Source organism: Roseovarius sp. AK1035 (genome assembly GCF_003288315.1).
GTDB classification, from domain to species: Bacteria; Pseudomonadota; Alphaproteobacteria; order Rhodobacterales; family Rhodobacteraceae; genus Roseovarius; species Roseovarius mucosus_A.
Window position 1 is genome coordinate 1,326,328 of sequence record NZ_CP030099.1, and the last position, 25,212, is coordinate 1,351,539.

Consider the following 25,212-nt stretch of genomic DNA (forward strand, 5'->3'; position numbering starts at 1 on the left):
CGCGCTCTATGTCGAGCCATGTTGACGGGGGAAGTATGGGATTGGACGAAATCGCCACAAAACCGCATGAACAACTTGCTGCGCATCTTGCAGCCAAGATGGAGGCGGTCAATCTTTTGATCCGCGAGCGGATGGCCTCGCGTCATGCGCCGCGCATCCCCCAAGTCACCGCGCATCTGGTTGAGGCGGGCGGCAAGCGTCTGCGCCCCATGCTTGTGCTGGCAACAGCGGATCTTTGTGGTTACGACGGACCGTTTGATGTGCATCTGGCTGCGACGGTTGAGTTTATCCATACTGCCACCCTCTTGCATGATGACGTTGTGGACGAGAGCGCGCAGCGGCGGGGCCGCCCCACCGCCAATTTGCTTTGGGACAACAAATCAAGTGTTCTCGTGGGCGATTACCTTTTTGCGCGCGCCTTCCAATTGATGGTCGAGCCGGGATCGCTTCGCGTGCTCGATATCCTGTCCAACGCCTCGGCGACGATTGCCGAAGGCGAGGTATTGCAACTGAGCGCGGCGCAGGATCTCGCGACGACCGAGGATATCTACCTCCAAGTGGTGCGTGGTAAAACGGCAGCGCTCTTTTCCGCCGCAACCGAGGTGGGCGGCGTGATTGCAGGTGCGCCCGAGACGCAGATCAAGGCGCTGTTCGAGTATGGCGATGCGCTTGGTATCGCGTTCCAGATCGTCGATGACCTGCTCGACTATCAGGGCGACGCCAAATCCACCGGCAAGAATGTCGGCGATGATTTTCGCGAGCGGAAATTGACCCTGCCGGTGATCAAGGCGGTTTCAGCGGCCAATGCCGAAGAGCGTGCGTTTTGGAAACGCACCATCGAAAAAGGCGATCAGCGCGATGGCGATCTGGAGCATGCCTTGGCGCTGATGCAGGCACATGGTGCCTTGGAACAGACCCGCGCCGAAGCATTGGATTGGGCCGCGCGCGCACGCGCGGCGATTGCCGTGCTGCCGGATCATCCGGTGCGTGGGATGCTCGATCGTCTTGCGGGATATGTGGTGGCGCGGATCAGCTAAGGCGCGTGGCCTGCACCCACCAGTCGGGGTGTGCAGCACTCAGCGCTTGGGCAGCACGCGTGGCAGTCGCGGTATCGGGATAGAGCCCGAAACAGGTGGCTCCTGATCCCGACATCCGCGCTAGGGCACAGTGCTGCGTCGCGGAAATCGCGTGCAGCACATCGGCCACCACCGGCTCTAAGGTAATAGCCGCATCTTGCAGGTCGTTGCGTTGTACGCGCAGCCAGTCGATCAGAGCGGCGGCATCAGGCCATTCGGGCATTTGCGCAGGCATCGCTGGATTTTCACGTTGTGTCAGCCTGCGGAAAATCGCAGGCGTCGAGACCGGCACGCCGGGATTGACCAGCACGGCATCAAGCGTGGGCAAGCCTGCCACGGGCACCACATCCTCGCCAATTCCGCGCATCCGCGCAGCGCGCGCCAGCAGGCAAACCGGCACATCGGCGCCAAGCGCCAGGACATCGTTTGGCACAGGCTGACCGCGCATTTCTGACAGCGCCCTAAGGCAGGCGGCCGCATCGCTTGACCCGCCGCCAATGCCAGCTGCTGCGGGCAGATGCTTGTCCAAGCTTATCTCGGCGGTGATCCCCATCAATGCCGCAGCGCGCAGCACGAGGTTGTCTGGGCCGCCCGGCACACCCACGGCCATGGGGCCGGTCACTGTTAGCCGCGCATCGGGCGCAGGCCGCACGCGCAGTCGGTCTCCCACATCGGCAAAGACCACCAGCGAATCGAGTAAATGATACCCATCTGCCCGTTGGCCGGTGACATGTAGCGAGAGGTTGATCTTGGCGGGGGCGAACCCGTCAATTACCATCTTTGACAAGTTTTAGCGGCTCCGCGCCTTCGTCCTTCAGCACTTGATCCAGACCGACTTCGAGCTTGCGGCGCACGCGCTCAGGTTCCAGATCGGGCGACGGCTCGCTCTCGTTCAGGGACAATGCGCGTTTCCATTGAAACCGCGCTTCGACCTTGCGGCCTACAGCCCAGAGAACGTCTCCCAGATGGTCATTCACCACCGGGTCAGTCGGCATCAATTCGGCGGCACGCTCCATCTGCACGATGGCCTCTTCATACCGGCCAAGACGATAGAGAACCCATCCCAGACTATCCACAATATAACCGCTATCGGGTTGCGCGGCGACGGCGCGCTCGATCATATTCAGTGCCTCATCGAGATTGATGTGCTTTTCCACCATCGTATACCCGAGATAGTTCAACACCTGTGGATGATCCGGGTTCAACTCCAACGCACGACGAAAATCGGCCTCAGCCTCGGGCCAGTTGTCCAAGCGTTCGTGGCTGATGGCGCGGGCATAACGCACGAACCATTGATCGTTCCCCCGCGACTGATACAGCTCGAGCGCCCGGTCATAGGCTGGCACTGCGGCGGAAAAATCCTCTTGTGAGCGATGGAGGTCGCCCACTGCAACATGAACTTCGGCAAGGTTGGGATAGTCTTTTGCCAATTGCTCCAGAACTTCGATCGCCGCGTCAGGCTTGCCAGCGCGACGCAGCACATCGCTGCGCCCCAGTTCCGCCAGATGGTAAGAGGGGTGATCGCGCGGTACTTTCTTAAACGCCTCGATTGCTAGATCGAAACGCTCCAGATCCTCTAGCAGGTCTGCCGCCATCAGCACGGCATCGACATGGGCAGGTTTGATCATCTCGGCCACGCGGGCATAGATCAAGACATACTCATCATTGGCCTCTTGCATCAGGGCGCGGCCAAGCGAAAAGAAGACTTCGGAAATTCCGTCCGATGCGCTGTTGACGAGATCAAAGGGGAGGCTCTCGCCGTCCGCGAGCCGTGCGCGCAGCGTTTCGATCTCGGGATCAAGATCTGTGCCAAATGTATCGTCGATGATCGTGACGGCGCGCTCGTGCTCTCCGAGTTGGCTCAGCACCTGCGACCAGCCGATAACGCCGCGCCTTGTCCGCTGGATTGGTCCATCATCTTCGCCGCTGAAGACTTTGTCTGCGCCTTCAAAGTCCCCGACCGAGGCCAGAGCCAGCGCTTTGTGATAGATGGCAAAGCTACGCAACCCACGTTCCTTGGCCACATCATCAAACCGCGCCAACGCCGAAGTCATGTCGCCTTTGCCCAGATCGGCCCAGGCTGAAATCATGCCATCCGCCAGATCGCCAACCCCGCGCCCCTCTTCGATCCGCTTCAAAAGAGCATCCCACTGCCCTTGCCGCGTTTCGTCGGCCACCAGCGCCATCTGGCTGACCTGACTGCGTAGCCCGTCCGCCTCGATCTTGCGCGCGACGGCGACTGCAGGCTCCAGTTTGCCCAAGGCTAAATAGGCGACTGTCGCATTTTCCAGAAGGGCCGGATTTGACGGGTCGCGGGTCAGCGCCTGCGCATAATACTGTGCGGCAGCGGCGAAATCCCCACTGGCTCGCGCCTGCTGTGCCGCGAGATAGGCGCCAGAAGACACCTCTGACATCGCGGGCAGGGGCATGACCTGCAAAAGGGCGGTGAATGCAAGCGCTGCAAGGGGTCGATGAGTCACGCTGTCCTGCCTTTTATGGTCTGGATTGTCGCAAAGGTAATATGCCCGCCCCCCCAAGGCAATGCGGCGCGGCATAATTGCCGCGCCACACCCCAAAGATCACGCAAACCTTACATGTTGGGATAGTTCGGCCCATCCCCACCCTGCGGCGTGACCCAGTTGATGTTCTGGCTCGGGTCTTTGATGTCGCAGGTCTTGCAATGCACGCAGTTCTGAAAGTTGATCACGAACCGCGGGTCTTTGCCCTCTTCGCGCACCACCTCATACACGCCGGCCGGGCAATAGCGCTGCGCGGGCTCGTCATATTTCGGCAGGTTCACGCCAATCGGCACCGATGAATCCTTCAAGTGCAGATGCGCAGGCTGGCTTTCCTCGTGGTTGGTCATCGAGAAACTGACATTGGTCAGCCGGTCAAAACTCAGCTTTCCATCAGGCTTCGGATAGTCGATGGGCTTGTGTTTCGACGCGGGTTCGGTCGCGGCGGCATCGGTCTTGCCATGACTTAGCGTGCCCAACAGGCTGAAGCCCGCGGTATTGGTCCACATGTCGAACCCACCGAGACCAAGCGACGCCAAGAGGCCGTATTTCGACCAGAGCGGTTTGACATTGCGAACCTTTTTAAGGTCCTTGCCGATTGCACCGCTGCGCACTTCGGTCTCGTAATCGGTCAACTCATCATTCGCGCGGCCCGCAGAGAGCGCGGCATGCGCTGCCTCTGCGGCGGCCTTGCCAGAGAGCATGGCGTTGTGATTGCCCTTGATGCGCGGCACGTTGACCATGCCCACCGAACAGCCCAACAGCGCCACGCCGGGTGCCACCATTTTCGGCATCGACTGATACCCGCCCTCGGAAATCGCGCGTGCGCCGTAAGCCACACGCTTTCCACCCTTCAGCAGCTCCGCCACCATCGGATGATGCTTGAATCGCTGGAATTCCATATAAGGAAAAAGATAGGGGTTCTTGTAGTTGAGATGCACCACAAAGCCCACATAAACCTGATTGTTCTCAAGATGATAGATGAACGATCCGCCGCCTGCATTGCTGCCTAGCGGCCATCCCATCGTATGCGTGACTGTGCCGGGGCGGTGCTTGGCGGGATCGACTTCCCAAATCTCTTTCATCCCAAGGCCGAATTTTTGCGGCTCCTTGCCCTTGGACAGGTCATATTTTGCGATCACTTCTTTGGCGAGCGATCCACGCACACCCTCTGAGAGAAATACGTATTTGCCGTGCAGCTCCATCCCCGGCTCATAATTCGGGCCGGGCGTGCCATCCTCATTCTTGCCAAACTCGCCAGCGACAACACCCTTGATCTCGCCAGACCCACCATAGACCAGCTCTGAGCACGACATGCCGGGGAAAATCTCAACGCCCAGCTCCTCGGCCTGCTCGGCCATCCAGCGACAGACATTGCCCATGCTGACGATGTAATTTCCGTGATTGTTCATCAGCGGAGGCATCGGGAAATTCGGCACGCGAATGCGTCCGGCCTCGCCCAGCATGTAAAAATTGTCCTCGGTCACGGGGGTGTGAAGGGGCGCGCCCCGCTCTTTCCAATCCGGGATCAGCGCGTTGAGACCGCAAGTATCAAGCACCGCACCTGACAGGATATGCGCGCCAACCTCGGATCCTTTTTCCAGAACCACAACGGCGCAATCAGGATCAAGCTGCTTCAGGCGTATCGCAGCCGACAGACCGGCTGGGCCTGCGCCCACGATTACAACGTCATACTCCATCGTTTCGCGTGTTATCTCGGTCATCGTGCTCATCCTTTTCTCGGGCGCGGCAACTACGGCCTGACGCGCAACAAAGTTGCGAGTGTGACTAGCCTGCGCATGCGTCAAGCGTCAATTGAAACACGACGTAAAACCAGATGGAAAACGGCATTTCGTCACGTGCCAGCGGCCTAATCTCATGGGGTCTGCGATCCGCTCTTGCAATCGGGCGCGCGCTTCGGGCAAGCTGCGCTGAAATCTTGGGCATGTTATCACGGGGCCAGCTATCCAGCGGCCCCGCTTCTGACAATGGACGGTTGAAATGGAAAAGATCCCGATGACGGCTGGCGGCCATGCCGCGCTTGAGGTCGAGTTGAAGCAGCTGAAATCGGTCGAACGGCCGGCGATCATCCGTGCCATTGCCGAGGCGCGCGAACATGGTGATCTCAGCGAGAATGCCGAGTATCACTCCGCCAAAGAGAAACAGTCCTTTATCGAAGGGCGGATCAAGGAACTCGAAGGCATCCTCAGCCTGGCTGAGGTGATCGACCCGGCCAAGCTGTCGGGCCCGATCAAGTTTGGCGCGACTGTTACGCTCGTGGATGAAGATTCGGGCGAGGAACGCACCTATCAAATCGTGGGCGAACACGAGGCCAGCATCGAAAAAGGGCTTCTGAACATAAAATCGCCGATTGCCCGGGCGCTCATCGGCAAAGAAGAGGGCGATAGCGTCGAAGTGCGCACGCCCGGTGGTGATCGCGGCTATGAGGTGATAAAAGTCGCCTATATCTGATCAGGCACCCCATCATGCGCCCAGCCCGCACCGAAAATGGCCCTTCCAAGGGGTTTGACACGAAATCTGAAACCGAAGCCGTCACCGCGATCGAATGGATCGCGGTGGTGCTTTCGGCGCTATGGCTCTTGGGCTCGGCTGTGTTCTTTCTGGTGCTCACTCCGCAGTGGGAAACTGGTGGCAGTGCGCTGCAATTTGTCATCGTTTTGATTGCCGTCTTCATGCCAGTGGCGATGATTTGGGTCGGTGCCACGGCCGCCCGCACCAGCCGGGTGATGCGCGAGGAAAGTCGCCGCTTGCGCGCGGCCATCGACGCCATCCGCGCCGCCTATGTCGCTCAAAGCCAAACGCTTGGTCAGACCGTCGACAAGACCGTCAGCCAGAAACTCGACGAAATCGCCGCCGCTCAGCGCAAGACCGAAACGGCATTGGCGACGTTTTCCTCGATCCGTGTGGGTCTGCCAGAACCCCGCCCTGTGCTTGCCCCGGCACCCTCGCCAAATGATCCCGGCGATCAGGTGTCGTTGCCGCTTGGAACCTCTGCTGAGGATATTCAGGCCCCACTCGAGCGGTCTGATTTCATCCGCGCCCTGAATTTCCCCGACAACCCCGAGGACAAGATCGGCTTTGCCGCGCTGCGCCGCGCACTCAAGGACCGGCCCACCGCCCAATTGATCCGCGCCTCGCAGGATATCCTGACGCTGATGTCCCATGATGGCATCTATATGGACGATCTGCGCCCCGATATGGCCCGCCCCGAGGTTTGGCGCCGCTTTGCCGGGGGCGAACGTGGCCGCACCATCGCCGCCTTGGGCGGTATCAGGGACCGGTCGTCTTTGGCGTTGACAGCGGCCCGGATGAAGCAGGACACGATCTTTCGGGATGCTGCACACCATTTTCTGCGCCGCTTTGACAAGATGTTCACACAGTTTGCCGAAACCGCCAGTGATGCCGAAATTTCGGAACTCTCCGAAACCCGCACGGCCCGCGCCTTCATGCTCTTGGGGCGTGTCGCGGGCACCTTCGACTGATCCGCGCCTCGGTTTCATCTGGCCTTAAATACCTCGGGGGCCGGGGGGCAGCGCCCCCCGACTCTGCGATTGCCCCCGCGAAAAATCCACGGCATGATGCGCGCCTGAGGAGATAGAACCGATGCGCAAGTTTCTTGTCGTGCTGGATGATAGCCGCGAATGTCTCAATGCCATGCGCTTTGCTGCCATGCGCGCCGCCCATACCGGGGCTGGGGTGGAAATCCTCGCTGTGATCCCGCCCGAAGAATTCAACCATTGGATCGGCGTGGGTGATCTCATGCGTGAGGAACAGCGTGAGCGGATCGAGGCGCATTTCGAAGTCTTTGCCAAATGGATGCGTGACAAGCAGGGGATTAATCCAGAGCTGGTAATCCGCGAAGGCGATCCCGCAGTCGAGATCATCGCGCAGGTGCAGGATGATCCCGCCATCGGCGTGCTGGTTCTGGGGGCTGCCACTGGCAAGAAGGGACCTGGCCCACTGGTCACGCAACTGACCAAGACCGCTGGCACCCTGCCCATTCCCATCACCATTGTGCCCGGCGATCTGACCAAAGAACGGCTCGAGGCCATTACCTGAGCAGCGTAGTTCTAGTTTAGAATCGTTCCAATCCTTGACACCAGAGGGCGTCGGGCGCATATCTTTGGCAACCACGAAAGGGCGCGCCATGTTCATCCAGACCGAATCCACCCCCAATCCCGCGACACTGAAATTCCTGCCCGGTCAAACCGTGCTTGAAGCTGGCACCGCTGATTTTCCAAGCGCCGAAAAGTCCGGAAGTTCCCCGTTGGCCGAGCGTATTTTCCGTGTGCCCGGGGTGTCTGGCGTGTTTTTTGGTAATGATTTCGTGACCGTCACCAAGGGCGAGGCGATTGAGTGGGATCATATCAAGCCCGCGATCTTGGGGGCGATCATGGAGCATTACCAATCCGGTCAGCCAGTCATGTTGGGCGAAAGCGCTGTGGCCTCTGGCCATGCCGAGCATACTGGCGAGGATTCGGCGATCGTGAACCAGATCAAGGAATTGCTGGATACTCGCGTACGTCCCGCCGTGGCGCAGGATGGCGGCGATATTACCTTCCACGGCTTTGATCGTGGCGTGGTCTATTTGCATATGCAGGGTGCTTGCGCGGGCTGCCCGTCTTCGACCATCACGCTCAAAATGGGCATCGAGAATCTGCTGCGCCACTACATCCCCGAGGTGACAGAGGTGCGCCCTGTTGGTCTCTGAACCACTGATACTGGCTTTTGACACATCGGCCGCGCATTGCGCGGCCGCTTTGTTGCGAGGAGGCCGCGTTTTGTCTGCACGTGCCGAAGAGATGGGGCGCGGACAGGCAGAGCGTCTTATGCCATTGTTGCAAGAGGTGCTGGATCAGGCCGGGGTCACATGGATCGACCTTAACCGAATCGGTGTCGGCATCGGGCCCGGCAATTTTACCGGTATTCGCATTTCCGTAGCGGCCGCGCGGGGGCTGGCCCTCAGCCTTGGAATTCCGACAGTCGGGATCAGCACGCTTGACGCGATCCGCGCGCAGGCTGGCGCAGGGACGCCCTGCGTGCCCGCACCCCGCGACATGGCCTATGTCCAGACCCGCAACGCCGCGCCCGAATTGGTTGCGCTTGCCTCTGTCGCAGATCCTGTCTTGCCGCCTGATCCGGTGCGACTGGCCGAACTGATTGCGCGGCTGGCAGCTCTGGCACCTGAGAACAGCCCGCCGCCTGCCCCGCTTTATGTGCGCCCCGCCGATGCCGCCCCCGCGCGGGATCGGCCACCGGTGATCCTCGATGACGCCTGAGGCTCTCGCGACTTGCCACGCGCGCGCTTTTGCCGGGACGGGCAGGGCTTGGTCTGCTGAGGAATTCGCCACGCTTCTGGACAGCGCATTCGTTTTCATATCCGGCGATGCGCGGGCCTTTGTGCTGGGTCGGGTCATCGCCGATGAAGCCGAAGTGCTGACGCTTGCCACCGATCCTGATCATCGCCGCAACGGTCTTGCGCGGGCCTGCCTCAGCGCCTTTGAGGTGGTAGCGCGCGCGCGCGGCGCGACCATGGCCTTTCTCGAAGTCGCCGAGGACAATCCGCCGGCCCTCGCGCTTTATGATGCGGCTGGCTACCGGGAAAGCGCGCGCCGCACCGGATATTATGCCCGCAGCCAAGGGCCCAAAGTGGACGCGCTGATCCTGCATAAAACGCTGGACTGATCCGAATAGCCTCGCGATAGGTCCAGTTACAAGAAATTCATCAGACCTGCACGGCTCTGCACGCCCGCGCCCTTGCAAAATGGCGGAACATGGGGCTAGGAATTGCCATGCAGATTTACCTCCCCATAGCCGAGGTGTCGGTCAACATCTTTCTCCTCTTGGGGTTGGGTGGGATCGTGGGCATTCTTTCGGGCATGTTCGGGGTTGGGGGCGGCTTTATTCTGACGCCGCTTTTGTTCTTTATCGGCATTCCGCCTGCGGTCGCTGTAGCGACCGGCGCCAATCAGATCATGGCTGCCTCCTTTTCCGCAGTTCTCGCGCATTTCAGGCGCAAGACCGTCGATCTCGAAATGGGCACGGTGCTGCTGATTGGCGGCCTCATTGGGGCCGCTCTTGGGGTGATGGTGTTCAACTATCTCAAGTCGTTGGGGCAGGTCGATCTTTTGGTCACGCTCTGCTATGTGGTTTTTCTGGGTGTCATCGGCGGCATGATGTTCATCGAAAGCCTGCGCGCCATCCGCAACACCCGGCGCGGCGTGCCCCCCAAGCGCAAGAAACACGGCTGGGTTCATGGCTTGCCGTTCAAGATGCGGTTTCGGACCAGTGGCCTTTATATTTCGGTGATCCCGCCGCTTCTGGTGGGAACCAGTGTTGGCATTCTCGCAGCGATCATGGGGGTTGGCGGCGGCTTTATCATGGTCCCCGCGATGATCTATCTTTTGGGCATGCCGACCAAGGTTGTGGTGGGCACCTCACTTTTTCAGATCATCTTCGTCACCGCGTTTACGACGCTCTTGCATGCAATGACAAATTACACGGTTGATATCGCCCTTGCCGTGTTCTTGCTGGTGGGGGGCGTGATCGGCGCACAGTTCGGAACGTCTATCGGCACAAGGATGAAGGCCGAGCAATTGCGCATCCTTCTTGCGATCATGGTGTTGGCGGTCTGTGGTAAGCTGGCGTTCGATCTCTTGGCCACGCCATCGGAACTCTACTCGCTTGGTACGGGCGGGGGGGCGTGATGTTCTGGCGTCTGTTGCTTTTGCTGGGCCTTGCCGCCCTGCCGCTGCGCGCCGAAGAGGTTGTATTGGGGCTGAGTAAAGACAAGGTGGCGATCACGGCGACCTTTGAAGGCTCGGAAATTTTGATCTTTGGTGCGGTCAAGCGCGAGTCCCCGATTCCTGATATTCCGCTGGATGTGGTCATCGCGGTTGCTGGTCCGTCAGAGCCGGTGACGGTACGCCGCAAGGATCGCCGCTTTGGCATCTGGGTGAATACGGAAATGGTCGTGCTTGATTCCGCCCCCAGCTTTTATGCCGTCGCCACGACAGGCCCGCTCGACAAGGTCATGTCCGATACCGAGGATTTGCGGCATCGCGTCTCGATCCCACGTGCAATCCGTTCTGTGGGCGCGGCCAGCATGGCCGAGGATGCAGAGCGCTTTACGGATGCCCTGATCCGTATTCGCCGGGATCAAGGGGCCTATGCAATGCGCGAAGGGGCTGTGGTACTGGATCAGGAAACGCTCTTTCGTGGCGCGATTCAACTCCCGGCCAATCTGACCGAAGGGGAATATCTAACCCGGATATTCCTGACCCGAGAGGGGCGCGTGGTATCGCAACTCGAAACCGTGATTGACGTGCAGAAAGTGGGGCTGGAACGCTGGCTCTACACCCTGTCCCGCCAGCAACCGCTGGTCTATGGCCTGATGTCGCTGGCGATTGCCATCGCTGCGGGCTGGGGCGCGTCCGCAGCGTTTCAAGCGATGCGGCGTGGCTGATATCGCTGCGGGCGGCTTCGTTTAGGCACCGGCCCAAAACCCTGAGATCAAGATAGAGAGCTTATGCGCCTGAACATCGACGTGACCATGGATTACCAGCTGACAGGGCATGACACAGTGCTCCTGACACTTGAAGCGGCCGAGACCGATGGGCAAACCGTGATCGAGAGCACGCTTGACGTTGAGGGTGCCGACCTGCGTTGGATCGAGGTTGAGGGGATGCCGGGGCGCCGGGTCTGGGCGCATGTGACAAGTGATCGGATGAGATTGCGGTATCGTGCACGTGTTGAGGTGACACGCACATGTGCGGATTTGGAAAGGCTCGTGGGCACGGCGATGCGCGACCTGCCCGGCGAGGTTGTGAGCTACTTGCGCCCGTCACGGTTCTGCCAATCCGACCTTTTGACCGAATTCGCGACCCAACAGTTTCGCGGTCTCGAAGGAGGAGCGCGGATTGCGGCGATTGTAGACTGGGCCCGTTCCGAGATCAGCTATGTGTCCGGCTCATCCAGTGCCACAACCTCGGCAATAGACAGTTTCATAGCCCGCAAGGGCGTGTGCCGCGACTACGCCCATCTCGTATGCAGCCTGGCGCGCGCGGGCAATATCCCGGCGCGCTATACCTCGGTTTATGGTGCTGATGTGGACCCGCCCGATTTTCACGCTGTGGCCGAGGTCTGGCTAGAGGGGGCGTGGCACCTTGTCGATGCCACCGGTATGAGCAGCGCCGCCGACATGGTGGTGATCGGCTCTGGTCGGGACGCAAGCGATGTGGCCTTCATGGAAACCGAAGACTGGGCGCGCCCCCTCTGGCAAGCGGTCGATGTGCGGCGGGTGTGATCTTGGGTCTTTAGCCCCGCCCGATAAAGGGCATTTTCGTTGCCATCAGCGTCATGAACTGCACATTCGCCTCTAGCGGCAAACCCGCCATATGCAGCACCGATGCGCCCACGTGCTCGACGTCCATCGTCGGTGGCGGCGCGTCGGGATTGGCGGCGATGATCCCCTCCAGCAATTCGGTTCTGGCATTGCCGATGTCGATCTGACTGCACGCGATATCATAGGGGCGTCCATCAAGGCTGAGCGTCTTGGTCAAGCCGGTGATCGCATGTTTGGTAGTGGTATAGGCCACCGAACCGGGGCGCGGCGCATGCGCCGAAATCGAGCCATTGTTGATGATCCGCCCCCCCATCGGGGATTGATTGCGCATTTGGGCAAAGGCCGCGCGCGCGCAAAGAAACATGCCATGCAGGTTCACATCCACGACTTGCCGCCACTCCTCATAGCTCAGCTCGTCGATCATCGCGGCGCGGCCAAAGCTGCCGGCGTTGTTAAAGAGCACATCAAGCCGCCCGGCGCGGGCGATGAAATCCTCGAACACCCGCACCACATCGCCGGGGTCAGTCACATCGCCGGGCAGGATCACGGCGTTGTCATGCCCCTTTGCCACAGCGTCCAGCGCCTCTGGCCGCCGCGCCATCAGCCCGACATGCCAGCCAGCCCCAAGAAAGGCGCGCGCGCAGGCGGCCCCGATACCGGCGCTTGCCCCGGTGATCAGAACGGTTTTCATGTCTCTTCCTCCTGTTCGAGTTGCAGGGGCGCAGGCCCCCCGCGCAGATCATCAACTGTGAGTGGTGCCGAGGGTTTGGATAGCCTGTTGCGCACGATCCAGTGCAACCGCTCTTCGGCGCGGGTGATTGCCACATAGGCCAGCCGTTTCCAGAGCGGTTGCCCCGCCTCTGAGCGGCCCATCTGTGCAGCGGCGTAAATGTCAGGGGCGAACACCTGCACATCTTGCCATTGGCTGCCTTGTGCCTTGTGGATCGTCACCGCCGCGCCATGCAGGAACGTTGCCCCCATATTGGCGGCAAAGGGGATGAACGGCTCTTCTTCATCCGGTTTTTCGATCTTGACGATGGACGCGGCAGAAATCTGCGGATCTTCCGCTCCGATCACATGCAGGCGGGAAAAGCCGGGCCTACGCCCTGGTCCAAGGTAAACCACCTGCGCGCCCTTGATCAGCCCGCGCGCCTCGAGATCGAGCCGCTTTTTGCGATGCTTGAGCGGTAGTTCGATCCCGTCGCAGATCAAAGGCTCACCTGCCAGAAGCTCGGTTTCGGGCGCGCCATGCACCGCGCGAAAGGCATTGATCAGGCGGATGCGCGTGGCATTGCGCCAGACCAGCACCGGCGAGCGCGCCATCAAATCAACCTCGACCCGCTCTGCCCATCTTACCCGTTCGTCCCGCTGCGCTGCATCTTCAATCATGCGCTCGAACTGGTGAAAGTCCAGTGCAGGATCGGCAAGGGCGTGGGCCAGATCAAGGATCGGGTTGTCCGCGTCCTGCCGGTGAATACGGCTGAGTTCTAGACGCGCCGGCGCGGGCAGCGTTTCAAACACCATACCGCCGGTCGATTTCACAGGCGGTAATTGTGCGGGATCGCCAAAGAGCAGAAGGGTTGGGAAAATCTCTTGCAGATCCTCGAATTGCTGACCATCCAGCATGCTCGCCTCATCGACAAAGCCGATATCGAGTGGTTCTTCGCGACGCTTCCAGCCGGTGATGAAATCCGAGCCTCGTAGGCCAGCAGCGGCAAGCGCGCCGGGGATGGATTTGTTGCTCTGGTAAAACGCAAAGGCACGGTCCAGCGCCAGATCGGTCAAGCCCTCGATCTCGGGGCGCTCGCCCTGACCGGCCAGCCATTCGGCGATCTTCTCATATTCCGGGTGATAGACGGGGGTATAGAGGATGCGGTGAATGGTGGTGGCAGGCACCCCGCGCATCCGAAGCACGCTCGCGGCCTTGTTGGTGGGCGCAAGGATGGCCAGCGTGCGCTTGTCCCGGCGTTTGCGGTTCTCGTAATCGCCTGAAACGATCTCGACGCCTGCCTCTTCCAGCGCGCGGTAGAGCGCCGCCAAAAGCAATGTCTTGCCGGATCCCGCCTTGCCGGTGACGGCCATGACCGCAGTCTTGCCGTCGCGGGGTGGGGTCAATAGCCCTGTGTCAAGATCAACACCGACACTGCGCAGCGCCGCCGCGATACGGTCATGCGCCTCGGCCTGATCGGGCGAATATGTCAGTGCTGTTTGCGTCATGGCGCGACCCTATCCTTGGTGTGGGGCAGGTGCCAGAGCCAAAGGCGCTTGACCAGTCGGGGCGCACTTCCCTATTGCAGCGCAGCCGGGTACTGTCTGGCAAAAAGACCGGGGGCGGCAACGATCCGCACCTCGCGACCAAGGGGAATGGACAATGGCGCATATCATCGTCGTCGGCAATGAAAAGGGCGGCGCGGGCAAATCGACCGTGTCGATGCATGTGGCGACGGCCCTAGCCCGAATGGGCCACAAAACCAGCGCGCTTGATCTCGACCTGCGCCAGCGGACCTTTGGCCGCTACGCGGAGAACCGTGCCAAATTCTTGGCGACATCCGGCCTTGATCTGCCAAGCCCACGGTATCACGAACTGCCCGAAGTGGCGGCGGATCAGCTCAAGCCGGGCGAGAATGTCTATGATCGGCGGCTCTCGGCGGCGGTGGCGGAACTGGAGGCGGATAGCGATTTCATCGTGATCGACTGCCCCGGTTCGCACACCCGTCTGAGCCAAGTGGCCCATAGCCTCGCCGATACGCTGATTACGCCCCTCAACGACAGTTTTATCGACTTTGATCTGCTCGCCCGCATCGACAGCGACGGCAAGAAGATCCTCGGCCCGTCGGTCTATTCCGAGATGGTCTGGAGCGCGCGACAACTGCGGGCACAAGCCGGTCTGCGCGCGATTGACTGGGTGGTGGTGCGCAACCGTCTGGGCGCACAACAGATGGTCAACAAGAAGAAGATGGGCGATGCGGTCGACAATCTCGCCAAGCGCATCGGCTTTCGCGTGGCACCAGGCTTTAACGAGCGCGTGATCTTTCGGGAGTTGTTCCCGCGTGGTTTGACGCTGCTCGACCTCAAGGATATCGGGGTCAAGGGTCTCAACATCTCGAACATCGCCGCGCGTCAGGAATTGCGCGAATTGATCAAGGCGCTGAACCTGCCGGGCGTGACCGCCAATTTCTAACGCTCTGTCCGCCTCTCAGATCACGAACTGATCCCGCGCATAGCCTTGGATATAGAGCAACGCCGTCAAGTCTGCGTGCTGGATGCGGATGTCACATTGCGCGGCGACGCTTGGCTTGGCATGAAGCGCCACGCCTGCGCCCGCACGCCCCAACATGCCCAGATCATTGGCCCCGTCCCCCACGGCGAGCACGTCGGTCTCTGAGATGCCGAGACGCGCGCTGATCTCTTCCAGTGCCTGCACCTTGGCTGCGCGGCCCAAGATGGGGCGCGCGACATCCCCAATCAGGCGACCCTTCGCAACCAAAAGCGTGTTGGCGCGATTCTCGTCAAAGCCTAGATGTGCGGCGACCGATTGCGTAAACGCGGTGAACCCGCCCGAGACCAGCGCGCAATAGGCCCCGTTGGCCCGCATCGTCGCGACCAATGCGGAACCTCCCGGCATATAGGTGATCCGGTTAGCGAGAACCTCGGCAATCACGGTTTCGGGCAAATCCTTGAGCAGCGCCACACGCTCGATCAGCGCGCCCTCGAAATCCAGCTCGCCGTTCATCGCCCGCGCAGTGATGGCGCGGACATGCGCGCCCACGCCTGCGACCTCTGCCAATTCGTCAATACATTCCTGCTGGATCATGGTGCTGTCCATATCGGCGAGCAGCATCTTTTTGCGCCGCCCCTCTGTGGGCTGAACCACCAGATCAACGGCTTGGTTTTGCAGTTCGGCCCAAACCTCCCATCGGTTGCCCGGCACCTCGGGCATGTCAAATTCCGCCGCCTCATCAGGGGCCAACCACTGCACCGCCCCGCCGCCCCAGGCATTGCGCAATGCCTCGGCAAGAGCGGGGTCAAGTGCACCGGGTGCTGCGATCAAGGTGGTGGTAAACATGGGGCAGGTTTCCGATCGTAGCCGTGCAGTGTCGTATTTTCTAGCTCAAGCGGCGTTCTAGCGTCATTTCTGCACTTGCGAAAGACCCTGCTTGGCCGTAATCCGATCCGTGGGACACCCCTCCCCAACGAGGGGCGCTTATCTGAGAGGGTAGCTATATGGCTATTGAAGCACCGGCAACGCGGCCGGAAAATCCGCGTTTTTCTTCTGGCCCTTGTGCCAAAATCCCCACATTCATGCTCGACATGCTGTCTGATGCCCCCTTGGGTCGCAGCCATCGTGCTGCCGGGGGCAAGGCCAAGCTAAAGGCCGCCATCGAGAACACCCGCGCCATTCTGGGCGTGCCTGCTGATTACAAAATCGGCATCGTTCCCGCCTCTGACACCGGGGCCGTCGAGATGGCGATGTGGAACCTGCTCGGCGCGCGCCCCGTCGAAATGCTGGCTTGGGAGAGCTTTGGCGCAGGCTGGGTCACCGATGCGGTGAAGCAGCTCAAACTCGATGCGGTGGTCAAAACTGCTGATTATGGCCAGATCGTTGATTTGGCATCGGTTGATACCGACAAGGATGTCGTGTTCACCTGGAACGGCACCACCTCTGGTGTGCGCGTACCGAATGGCAATTGGATCAAGGCGGATCGTCAGGGTCTGACAATCTGTGACGCGACAAGTGCGGCCTTTGCGCAGGACCTGCCATGGGACAAGCTCGACGTGACGACCTTTTCTTGGCAAAAGGTGCTGGGGGGCGAAGCGGCGCATGGCATGCTGATCCTTAGCCCCCGCGCTGTGGAACGGCTGGAAAGCTATACGCCCGCATGGCCACTGCCCAAGATTTTCCGCCTGACCAAAGGCGGCAAGCTGATTGACGGCATCTTTGTAGGCGAGACCATCAACACGCCCTCGATGCTTGCGGTCGAGGATTACCTTGTGGCGCTCGATTGGGCGTCGTCGATTGGCGGGCTGACCGGCCTGCAGGCACGCGCCAATGCCAATCTTGCGGCGGTCGAGGAATTTGTGACGCAAAACGATTGGCTCGCATTTCTGGCGGCTGATCCTGAGATCCGCTCGAATACGTCCGTCTGCCTTACCTTCGGGGATGCGCGGATCAAGGATGGTGCAGCCTTTGCCAAGGCGGTGGCCAAGCGGCTGGAAACGGCGGATGTCGCCTATGATATCGGGGCGTATCGCGATGCGCCTGCCGGCCTGCGGATCTGGTGTGGTGGCACGGTCGAAACCGCTGATGTCGCGGCGTTGATGCCGTGGATCAAATGGGCGTTCGAGACCGAGATCGCCGCGCTGTCCGTATCTGCGTGATCCCGATTTCTTGAAAAGAAATCGACCCGGGCTTTGTGCAAGAGTCCGGGTCTCCCCCTCAAGATTTTCAGTCAAGGAGCCCTACAATGGCGCCCAAGGTTCTCGTCTCCGACAAACTTTCCGAAACCGCTGTCCAGATCTTTCGCGATCGGGGCATCGAGGTGGATTTCCGCCCCGAATTGGGCAAGGACAAGGATAAACTCGCCGAAGTGATCGGTGACTATGATGGCCTCGCTATCCGGTCCGCGACCAAGGTCACGGAAAAAATCCTCGCCAACGCGCACAAGCTCAAGGTGATCGCGCGCGCAGGGATTGGCACCGACAATATCGACAAGGAAGCCGCCTCTAAGAAAGGCGTGATCGTCATGAACACGCCCTTTGGCAACATGATCACCACCGCAGAACACGCGATTGCGATGATGTTCGCGGTGGCACGACAGCTGCCCGAGGCCTCTGCCTCGACCCATGCTGGCAAATGGGAGAAGAACGCCTTTATGGGGGTGGAGCTGTTCAACAAGACCCTCGGCGTGATTGGTGCGGGCAATATAGGGGGTATTGTCTGTGACCGGGCGCGCGGCCTCAAGATGAAGGTGATCGCCTATGATCCCTTCTTGGGTCAGGAAAAGGCCGACAAGATGGGGGTGGAAAAGGTCGACTTGGACGAGTTGCTGAAGCGGTCCGATTTCATCACGCTGCATGTGCCGCTGACCGATCAGACCCGCAATGTTCTAAGCCGTGAGAACCTTGAAAAGACCAAGAAGGGTGTACGCATCATCAACTGCGCGCGTGGCGGTCTGGTGGATGAACAGGCACTTGCTGACCTCCTGAAATCCGGCCATGTCGCCGGTGCTGGCTTTGACGTGTTTACCGAGGAGCCGGCAGTTGAGAATCCGCTATTCGGTCTGCCCAATGTCGTCTGCACGCCGCATCTGGGGGCGGCCACCACAGAGGCGCAGGAAAACGTGGCGCTGCAAGTGGCCGAACAGATGTCAGACTATCTTCTGACCGGCGCCGTCACCAACGCGCTCAACATGCCCTCGGTGACGGCGGAAGAGGCCAAGGTGATGGGGCCGTGGATCAAGCTGGCGGATCACCTTGGCAATTTCATCGGCCAGATGACCGACGAGCCAATCAAGGCGATCAACATCCTTTATGATGGTGTTGTGTCCGAGATGAACCTTGGTGCGCTCACCTCTGCGGCGGTGGCGGGGATCATGAAATCGGTCAACCCCGAGGTCAACATGGTCTCGGCCCCCGTGGTGGCCAAAGAGCGCGGTGTCAAGATCAGCACCACCAAGCAGGACAAATCCGGCGCTTTTGAGGGCTACATCAAAATTACCGTGGTCACGGACAAGCGTGAGCGGTCTATCGGGGGCACGGTATTCTCGGATGGCAAGCCGCGTTTCATCCAGATCAAGGGGATCAATATCGACGCTGAAATCGGTCGCCACATGCTCTATACCACCAACGAGGATGTGCCGGGCATCATCGGCACCTTGGGGATGACAATGGGTGATCACGGCGTCAACATCGCCAACTTCACACTTGGGCGGTCGGACGCAGGCGGCGAAGCGATTGCGCTCCTCTATGTGGATGCCCCCGTGCCCGAGGCCGCGATCAAGGCGTTGCATGCCACGGGCAAGTTTCAGCAGATCCGCGAATTGAGATTCGACGTGAGCTGACGCGCAACGCAAGCTCTGCCACTCAACGTGACTTGAACCAATGATCGCCGCCTGCATGCGCCGGGCGGCGGTTTTCTTTTTGGGGATGAACTATTGAACGGAAAAATCTTGAAAGCTGTTCTTGCCACCCTAAAACCACACGACGTTTGCCCGTATCCACGATGCAAACCGACCAATACCTAGGAACTACTGTTGGACATTTTGTCTAGAAGATGGATTTTTCAAAGTTTGACATGAATCTTTTGCGCGTCCTCGACGCGCTGCTTATCACCCGCTCTACCACCGTGGCGGGACAACAGGTGGGGCTTTCGCAATCCGCTGTCTCGTCGGCCCTTGGCCGTTTGCGGGTGGCACTGAATGATCCGCTTTTCCTGCGTGAAGGGCGTCATCTGGTGCCCACAGATTATGCGCAATCGCTGGCACAGCCTGTTCGTGCCATTTTGGCCGAGACCGAGGCGCTTTTGACGCGACCGACCAGTTTCGAGCCTGCCCGGTCCGAGCGGCATTTTCATATTCTGGGGGCAGAGTTTTGGGGTGCCCACCTTTTGCCCGAGTTGATGGCGCATCTGGCGTCTGTGGCACCCGGCGTCACTCTTTACTGTGCGACGATGTCCGGTCCTGACCCTTCTGAGGCTTTGCTGCTAAAACGCGCTGATCTGGCGCTTTGCCCGATGTGCGACTTGCCCGACTGGGCCGCGGCACAGCCACTCTATCGCGCGGGGCAGGTGCTTTTGGCGCGTCAAGATCACCCGCGCCTTGTGGCGGCGGGGCTTGCGCCCGGCGATACGGTGCCCTCCGACCTATTGGCAGAATTGCCGCGGGCGGATTGCGGCGCGAACCCCGGACAGAAAGCCGGGCGCACGGTCGTTACCCTGCCGGATGTGCATACCCTTGCGGCGATGTTGTCGCGCACACCACTGGTGTCGATTCTGCCCCGGCCCCTTGCAGTCCATCTGGTTACTGGGCAGGGCCTTGCGGTTTATGCCCTGCCAGAGCCGATTGCGGTGACCGATGTTGCTATGGTCTGGCATGTCAGGTCCCAAAACGATCCCGCCCATCGTTGGCTGCGCGAGCGTTTGGCCGATACGCTTTGACCAGCTTGGGAATCGCTGGACATCTGCCGCGTGCAGGGGTTCAACGGGGCCATGACTGATCCGATTTATGCCATTCCCGATATTCACGGGCAGGACGCCCTGCTAGAAGCTGCACTTGACCTTGTCGCGCGCGATGGCGGGACAGAGGCAGAGATCATATTCCTCGGGGATCTGGTGGACCGGGGGCCAGATAGCCGCGCGGTGATCGACCGGCTTATGACAGGGCAGGCGCAGGGCTGTCCTTGGACCGTGTTACGCGGCAATCATGATCAGATGTTGATCGATTTCCTCGATACCGGCGTGATCCATTCGCCGCATATCGGATCTGGCCTCTCATGGTTGAATCATCGCTTGGGTGGGGTCGCGACGCTGGCCTCCTACGGGCTTGACGTGACCGAGAACGCGACGCAATGGCAAGCGGCCCGCTGCGCTGTGCCTCAGGCGCATCGCGATTGGCTGGCGGGTTTGCCGCTTTGGCAAGAGGTGGGGGATCTGCTTTTTGTTCATGCCGGCATCCGCCCCGGAGTTGCCTTGACCGCCCAAGACCCTGCGGACCTGATGTGGATCCGGGACGGCTTTCTCGACCATGAGGGGGCGCATCCTTGGCTTGTCGTCCATGGTCACACCGCGCTCGAGATGCCCACCCATTTTGGCAACCGCATAGATTTGGACGGTGGGGCCGCCTATGGCCGCCCGCTCTGGCCTGCGGTGTTTGAAGGGCGTGATGCGTGGCTCCTGACGGAAAGGGGCCGTATCCCGCTCTGACTAGGGCAGGCAAAGTTGTCTGACGACACGTCCCCGTTGCCAGATGTGCATCCCTGCCGCTAGGCTCCTGCCAACGCAACCCGGGGGGAGGATACCCATGACCGACATCGTGATTCTGGACGGATGCCGCACGGCGATTGGCACTTTTGGTGGGGCGCTTGCCGCGACGCCGCCCACCGCTCTTGGGGCCATTGTGGCGCGCGAGGCGCTTGCCCGGTCTGGGGTTGAAGGAGGGCAGATTGGTCACGTGGTGTTTGGCCATGTCATCAACACCGAACCGCGCGATATGTATGTCAGCCGCGTGGCGGCGATGGAGGCGGGTATCCCGGACACGGCACCGGCGATGAACGTCAACCGCCTCTGCGGCTCTGGCGCGCAGGCGATTGTTTCGGTTGTGCAATCCCTGATGCTGGGCGATGCCGATTTCGGCCTTGCCGGTGGGTCCGAGAACATGAGCCGCTCGCCCTTTATCATCCCCGACCAACGGTGGGGTGCCAAGATGGGCGATGTCAAAACGCTCGATATGATGCTGGGTGCGCTCAACTGTCCCTTTGGCACCGGCCATATGGGTGTCACCGCCGAGAATGTCGCAGCGGAACATGGGATCAGCCGCGCGGATCAGGATGCCTTTGCGCTTGAGAGCCAGAGGCGTGCTGGTGTGGCGATCAGCGAGGGGCGATTTAAATCCCAGATCGTGCCGGTAGAGGTGCGTGTGAAACGCGACATGGTGGCCTTTGATACCGATGAGCATCCCAAGGCCACAACGCCCGAGGCGCTCGCCGGTCTTAAGACTGTGTTTCAAAAGGATGGCACCGTGACCGCCGGGAATGCCAGCGGCATCAACGACGGGGCTGCAGCCCTTGTTCTGGCGCGGGCCAGTGCGGCGGAGGCAGCCGGTCTTAAACCGCGCGCGCGTATTCTTGGATATGCCCACGCCGGGGTGCGTCCGCAGGTGATGGGCATTGGCCCGGTCCCTGCTGTCGAGATGCTGCTCAAACGCATTGGGCTTGAGGCTTCGGATTTTGATGTGATCGAATCCAATGAGGCCTTTGCCGCGCAGGCGCTTGCGGTCAACAAGGGCCTTGGCCTTGATCCCGCCCGTGTCAATCCCAATGGCGGCGCGATTGCGCTTGGCCATCCGGTTGGGGCAACCGGGGCGATCCTCACGGTCAAGGCGCTCTATGAACTGGAGCGGACCGGAGGCAAGCGGGCCATCATCACAATGTGCATTGGTGGTGGTCAGGGGATTGCCTTGGCTATCGAGCGGCTTTGAGAGCATATTTTCAGTGGCTTTAACCGCTTGTTCACGACGATGCCGGATGGTGAGGTCATCACGATCCGGCATGTCGGAGGACAGGCATGAGCCTCGCCAACAAACTGGCAGATGAACGGCGGGCCAGATTGGCCGCCGAACGCCTGCTGGAACAGAAACAAGCCGAACTGCAGGCCGCCAATCGCAAATTGGGCAAGCATGCGCTTGCCCTCTCGCATGAGATTCATGAAACGCGGGCCGAGGTGCAAACCGTTCGTGACGAAAATCAGCGCGTCAAATCCGATCTTAATGACGCTTATCAAAAGGTGGAGATTGCCGAACGTCGTCTTTGGCACTCGATCGAGACGATTCAGGACGGTTTTGCCTTTTTTGACGCCGACAGCCGGATGATCGCGGCCAACAATGCCTATCTTGCGGTGTTTGACGGGCTTGAGGCGGTCAAACCTGGTGTCAGCTATATCGAGATCCTGCAATTCATCACCGAAGAGGGGATCGTCAATATCGGCGCGCTGAAACCACAGGAATGGCGCGAGAAAATGCTAGATCGCTGGCAGAGCACGCAACCCGAACCAGAGGTGATCCGCCTCTGGAACGGGCAGTATATCAAGCTGATTGACCAGCGGGGGCACGGTGGCGATGTCGTGAGCCTTGCGCTCAACATCACCGATACGATCCGATATGAGAAGGAACTCAAGGAAGCTCGTCGCCGGGCCGAGGCGGCAAATAGGGCGAAATCATCCTTTCTTGCGAATATGAGCCACGAAATCCGCACGCCGATGAACGGGGTGGTGGGCATGGCAGAGCTGTTGATGGAAACTGAGCTGACCGAAGAGCAACGGCTCTTTACCTCGACCATCAAGAACTCTGGCGAGGCGCTGTTGGTGATCATCAACGATGTGCTCGATTACTCCAAGATCGAGGCGGAAAAACTGATCCTGCACGCTGAACCCTTTGATCTGGAGCGATGTATTCACGAGCTGGTGACGCTGATGCAGGTTAATGCCCGTGATAAGGGGCTGGATGTGCTGGTGGATTACGATCTGTTCCTGCCAACGCAATTTGTCGGTGATCCGGGGCGCATTCGGCAGATCATGACCAACCTTTTGGGCAATGCGGTAAAGTTCACCGAAAATGGGCATGTTCTGGTGCGCGTGACGGGCGTTTACTCCGATACCGAAGGGCGCGCGAGCATCCATGTGACGGTCGAGGATACCGGGATTGGAATTCCGCCCGACAAGATCGACCACATCTTTGGCGAGTTCAATCAGGTCGATGACGAACGCAACCGCAAGTTCGAGGGAACCGGCCTTGGCCTGGCCATCTCGCAAAAGCTGATCCGGATGATGGGCGGAAAAATCTGGGTCGAGTCGGAGCCGGGCAACGGCTCGATCTTTGGCTTCTCGATATCCTTGCCGGTGGCCGAGGTTGGCGAGATCGCCTTTCCCAATCTAAGTGCGGGAACATACCGCGCCCTGATTGTCGAGCCGCAGGCGACCAGCCGCGCCATTCTGGAGCGACAGTTGGGACAATTGGGGATCGTCGCAGTTTCCTGTCAAAGCGCGGCAGAGGCCTTGGCGCAGGCGGGTAACGGGTTCGACCTGATCGTGAGCGATCATAACATGAGCGGGATGGACGGGCTGGAACTGGCCGAGGCGCTGCGCGAAGCGGGGCACGACACGCCGTTTTTGCTGTTCAGTCCCAACACCGGCTATGCCGATCAGGACCCGGCGCGCATTCATGTGCAGGCCGTGCTGCAAAAGCCTGTGGCGCGGCGCGATCTCTTTGACGCCTTGGCTAGGGTGATGCCCCCATCTGATGCATCCAGCCGGGCGATGCGGGTGCTGGCGGCAGAGGATAATCGCACCAACCGCCTTGTCTTTTCGAACATGGTCAAGGGGTTGGATATTGAGCTGACCTTCGCTGAGAATGGTCAAGAGGCGGTTGATCTCTTTCAGTCACTCGCGCCAGATGTGATCTTTATGGATATCTCGATGCCTGAAATGGATGGCAAAGAGGCCACGCGCGCCATTCGAGCCATCGAGGCGCAGAGTGGGCGGCATGTGCCCATCGTTGCGATGACGGCCCATGCCATGACCGGGGATGACGCGGAAATTCTGGCAGCGGGCCTCGATCACTACCTGACCAAGCCGCTGCGCAAAGAGATGATCCACCAACATATCCGTGCCGCCTGTCCGAAGAGCGTGCGTTCGCCAGAGGGCGAGGCGACGCCGGATCAGGCCGCTGGATGATCGCGTAGGAATACCGGTTGATCGGGTTTTGAAAGGCTGGCCGTATACCGATAGCCGCCACTGTCGAAATCGAGAATGGCATCCGGATCGGTCAACCGATGCTGGATTATAAAGCGCGCCATGGCACCTCGCGCACGTTTGGCGTAGAAGCTGACGATCTTTGGCGCGCCAGCCTTTTCCTCCATAAACACAGGTGTCACCACCCGCAGGCGCAGCGCGTTTCGATCAACCGCGCCGAAATACTCTTGGCTCGCACAGTTGATGAGCGTTTCTGCCCCAAGCGTTTCTGCCTGCGTATTCAGGGCCGTGGAAATCTGTGCCCCCCAGTAGTCGTAGAGTGTCTTGCCGCGCGCGGTCTTTAATCGGCTGCCCATCTCAAGGCGATAAGGCTCAATCGCGTCGAGTGGGCGCAGCACACCATAAAGCCCTGACAGGATGCGCAAGTGATCCTGCGCCCAGCCCATCTCGTCTGGGTCAAGCGATCCCGCCTCAAGCCCCTGATAGGTATCCCCGGCGAAGGCGAGCGCGGCGGGTTTCTGCGCCATTTGCCCAAAATCAGCGAAACGGTCGGCGTTTAGGCGTGCAAGGCTCTCGCTGATATGCATCAGCTTTTGCAGATCACCCACATTCAATCCCTGTGCCACATGTGCCAGTTCAGCGGCCTCCTGGGCGAACACGGGGCGGGTGGGTGTAATCCCCTCGACCGGGGTCATGTCCAATTTTTTGGCAGGGGATACGACGACGAGCATGGGATTTCCTGTGTTTGCGGTGCCTGTGTTATAGCCCTGCATATGGAAGGCTACAGGCGCTTTG

The 25,212-nt window shown here is 60.1% G+C and carries 24 protein-coding genes; 17 read left to right on the plus strand and 7 right to left on the minus strand.

From position 1 onward, the window contains the following. The first annotated feature begins 35 nt into the window (after positions 1 to 35). On the plus strand, positions 36 to 1,037 hold the full coding sequence (locus tag RAK1035_RS06405) for a polyprenyl synthetase family protein (RefSeq protein ID WP_008281307.1): 1,002 nt from the start codon (positions 36 to 38) through the stop codon (positions 1,035 to 1,037). Here RAK1035_RS06405 and RAK1035_RS06410 read toward each other — a convergent pair. From RAK1035_RS06410 to RAK1035_RS06420, 3 genes are read right to left on the minus strand one after another with little or no spacing between them, the layout of a single operon-like run. Further along, positions 1,030 to 1,854 (minus strand): 4-(cytidine 5'-diphospho)-2-C-methyl-D-erythritol kinase, encoded by an 825-nt coding sequence (locus tag RAK1035_RS06410; protein ID WP_008281308.1) that lies wholly within the window; start codon positions 1,852 to 1,854, stop codon positions 1,030 to 1,032. The two genes, RAK1035_RS06405 and RAK1035_RS06410, sit on opposite strands and share 8 nt — an antisense overlap. Then, positions 1,844 to 3,631 (minus strand): tetratricopeptide repeat protein, encoded by a 1,788-nt coding sequence (locus tag RAK1035_RS06415; protein ID WP_008281309.1) that lies wholly within the window; start codon positions 3,629 to 3,631, stop codon positions 1,844 to 1,846. The genes RAK1035_RS06410 and RAK1035_RS06415 overlap by 11 nt, the downstream gene beginning before the upstream one ends. A gap of 35 nt (positions 3,632 to 3,666) precedes the next feature. Next, complete coding sequence (locus RAK1035_RS06420; protein WP_008281311.1) at positions 3,667 to 5,316, minus strand: electron transfer flavoprotein-ubiquinone oxidoreductase; 1,650 nt, start codon at positions 5,314 to 5,316, stop codon at positions 3,667 to 3,669. 277 nt (positions 5,317 to 5,593) lie between these two features. Here RAK1035_RS06420 and greA point away from each other — a divergent pair, with 277 nt between their 5' ends. The 9 genes from greA to RAK1035_RS06465 all read left to right on the plus strand — a co-directional run bounded on the left by greA (position 5,594) and on the right by RAK1035_RS06465 (position 11,918). Beyond that, positions 5,594 to 6,064, plus strand: coding sequence for a transcription elongation factor GreA (greA, locus tag RAK1035_RS06425; protein ID WP_008281312.1), 471 nt, complete (start codon positions 5,594 to 5,596; stop codon positions 6,062 to 6,064). 14 nt (positions 6,065 to 6,078) lie between these two features. Next, on the plus strand, positions 6,079 to 7,095 hold the full coding sequence (locus RAK1035_RS06430) for a hypothetical protein (protein WP_008281313.1): 1,017 nt from the start codon (positions 6,079 to 6,081) through the stop codon (positions 7,093 to 7,095). A 121-nt stretch (positions 7,096 to 7,216) separates the two neighbouring features. Next, positions 7,217 to 7,672 carry a universal stress protein gene (locus tag RAK1035_RS06435; protein WP_008281314.1) on the plus strand — a complete coding sequence of 152 codons (456 nt, stop codon included), beginning with the start codon at positions 7,217 to 7,219 and terminating at the stop codon, positions 7,670 to 7,672. An 88-nt stretch (positions 7,673 to 7,760) separates the two neighbouring features. Next, positions 7,761 to 8,324, plus strand: coding sequence for a NifU family protein (locus RAK1035_RS06440; protein ID WP_008281315.1), 564 nt, complete (start codon positions 7,761 to 7,763; stop codon positions 8,322 to 8,324). Then, positions 8,314 to 8,892 carry a tRNA (adenosine(37)-N6)-threonylcarbamoyltransferase complex dimerization subunit type 1 TsaB gene (gene tsaB, locus RAK1035_RS06445; RefSeq protein ID WP_037297853.1) on the plus strand — a complete coding sequence of 193 codons (579 nt, stop codon included), beginning with the start codon at positions 8,314 to 8,316 and terminating at the stop codon, positions 8,890 to 8,892. Before RAK1035_RS06440 ends, tsaB begins: the two co-directional genes overlap by 11 nt. After that, positions 8,882 to 9,298, plus strand: coding sequence for a GNAT family N-acetyltransferase (locus RAK1035_RS06450; protein ID WP_008281317.1), 417 nt, complete (start codon positions 8,882 to 8,884; stop codon positions 9,296 to 9,298). Before tsaB ends, RAK1035_RS06450 begins: the two co-directional genes overlap by 11 nt. A 107-nt stretch (positions 9,299 to 9,405) precedes the next feature. Continuing rightward, positions 9,406 to 10,320: a sulfite exporter TauE/SafE family protein gene (locus RAK1035_RS06455; RefSeq protein ID WP_008281318.1), complete on the plus strand. Its 915-nt coding sequence runs from the start codon at positions 9,406 to 9,408 to the stop codon at positions 10,318 to 10,320. Beyond that, a complete protein-coding gene (locus RAK1035_RS06460) occupies positions 10,320 to 11,078 on the plus strand; it encodes a TIGR02186 family protein (RefSeq protein ID WP_008281319.1) in 759 nt (252 codons plus the stop codon). The genes RAK1035_RS06455 and RAK1035_RS06460 overlap by 1 nt, the downstream gene beginning before the upstream one ends. Before the next feature lie 63 nt (positions 11,079 to 11,141). Next, entirely contained in the window at positions 11,142 to 11,918 is a 777-nt protein-coding gene (locus tag RAK1035_RS06465) for a transglutaminase-like domain-containing protein (RefSeq protein ID WP_008281320.1), read from the plus strand. A gap of 10 nt (positions 11,919 to 11,928) precedes the next feature. Here the strand turns inward: RAK1035_RS06465 and RAK1035_RS06470 are convergent, their stop codons facing one another. Both RAK1035_RS06470 and RAK1035_RS06475 read right to left on the minus strand, forming a co-directional pair. Continuing rightward, entirely contained in the window at positions 11,929 to 12,648 is a 720-nt protein-coding gene (locus tag RAK1035_RS06470; RefSeq protein WP_008281321.1) for an SDR family oxidoreductase, read from the minus strand. Next, complete coding sequence (locus RAK1035_RS06475; protein WP_008281323.1) at positions 12,645 to 14,174, minus strand: AAA family ATPase; 1,530 nt, start codon at positions 14,172 to 14,174, stop codon at positions 12,645 to 12,647. The genes RAK1035_RS06470 and RAK1035_RS06475 overlap by 4 nt, the downstream gene beginning before the upstream one ends. Positions 14,175 to 14,328: 154 nt before the next feature. On the opposite strand from RAK1035_RS06475, the gene RAK1035_RS06480 reads away from it, so the two are divergent. Further along, on the plus strand, positions 14,329 to 15,138 hold the full coding sequence (locus RAK1035_RS06480; RefSeq protein WP_008281324.1) for a division plane positioning ATPase MipZ: 810 nt from the start codon (positions 14,329 to 14,331) through the stop codon (positions 15,136 to 15,138). A gap of 15 nt (positions 15,139 to 15,153) precedes the next feature. Here the strand turns inward: RAK1035_RS06480 and serB are convergent, their stop codons facing one another. Further along, positions 15,154 to 16,023 carry a phosphoserine phosphatase SerB gene (serB, locus tag RAK1035_RS06485; protein ID WP_008281325.1) on the minus strand — a complete coding sequence of 290 codons (870 nt, stop codon included), beginning with the start codon at positions 16,021 to 16,023 and terminating at the stop codon, positions 15,154 to 15,156. 158 nt (positions 16,024 to 16,181) lie between these two features. On the opposite strand from serB, the gene RAK1035_RS06490 reads away from it, so the two are divergent. From RAK1035_RS06490 to RAK1035_RS06515, 6 genes are all read left to right on the plus strand, one after another. After that, a complete protein-coding gene (locus RAK1035_RS06490; RefSeq protein WP_037297857.1) occupies positions 16,182 to 17,336 on the plus strand; it encodes a phosphoserine transaminase in 1,155 nt (384 codons plus the stop codon). Positions 17,337 to 17,422: 86 nt separating this feature from the next. Next, entirely contained in the window at positions 17,423 to 19,018 is a 1,596-nt protein-coding gene (gene serA, locus RAK1035_RS06495; protein ID WP_008281327.1) for a phosphoglycerate dehydrogenase, read from the plus strand. A 233-nt stretch (positions 19,019 to 19,251) separates the two neighbouring features. Continuing rightward, the gene (locus tag RAK1035_RS06500; RefSeq protein ID WP_162655204.1) at positions 19,252 to 20,112 is read left to right on the plus strand and encodes a LysR family transcriptional regulator; all 861 of its coding nucleotides are present in this window, start codon (positions 19,252 to 19,254) and stop codon (positions 20,110 to 20,112) included. Between the two features lie 51 nt (positions 20,113 to 20,163). Then, entirely contained in the window at positions 20,164 to 20,877 is a 714-nt protein-coding gene (locus tag RAK1035_RS06505; RefSeq protein ID WP_037297859.1) for a metallophosphoesterase family protein, read from the plus strand. 97 nt (positions 20,878 to 20,974) lie between these two features. Continuing rightward, positions 20,975 to 22,150, plus strand: coding sequence for an acetyl-CoA C-acyltransferase family protein (locus RAK1035_RS06510; protein WP_008281330.1), 1,176 nt, complete (start codon positions 20,975 to 20,977; stop codon positions 22,148 to 22,150). A gap of 86 nt (positions 22,151 to 22,236) precedes the next feature. Beyond that, the gene (locus RAK1035_RS06515; RefSeq protein WP_008281331.1) at positions 22,237 to 24,399 is read left to right on the plus strand and encodes a response regulator; all 2,163 of its coding nucleotides are present in this window, start codon (positions 22,237 to 22,239) and stop codon (positions 24,397 to 24,399) included. Here the strand turns inward: RAK1035_RS06515 and yaaA are convergent. After that, entirely contained in the window at positions 24,384 to 25,148 is a 765-nt protein-coding gene (yaaA, locus tag RAK1035_RS06520) for a peroxide stress protein YaaA (RefSeq protein WP_037297862.1), read from the minus strand. The two genes, RAK1035_RS06515 and yaaA, sit on opposite strands and share 16 nt — an antisense overlap. Positions 25,149 to 25,212: the final 64 nt, after the last annotated feature.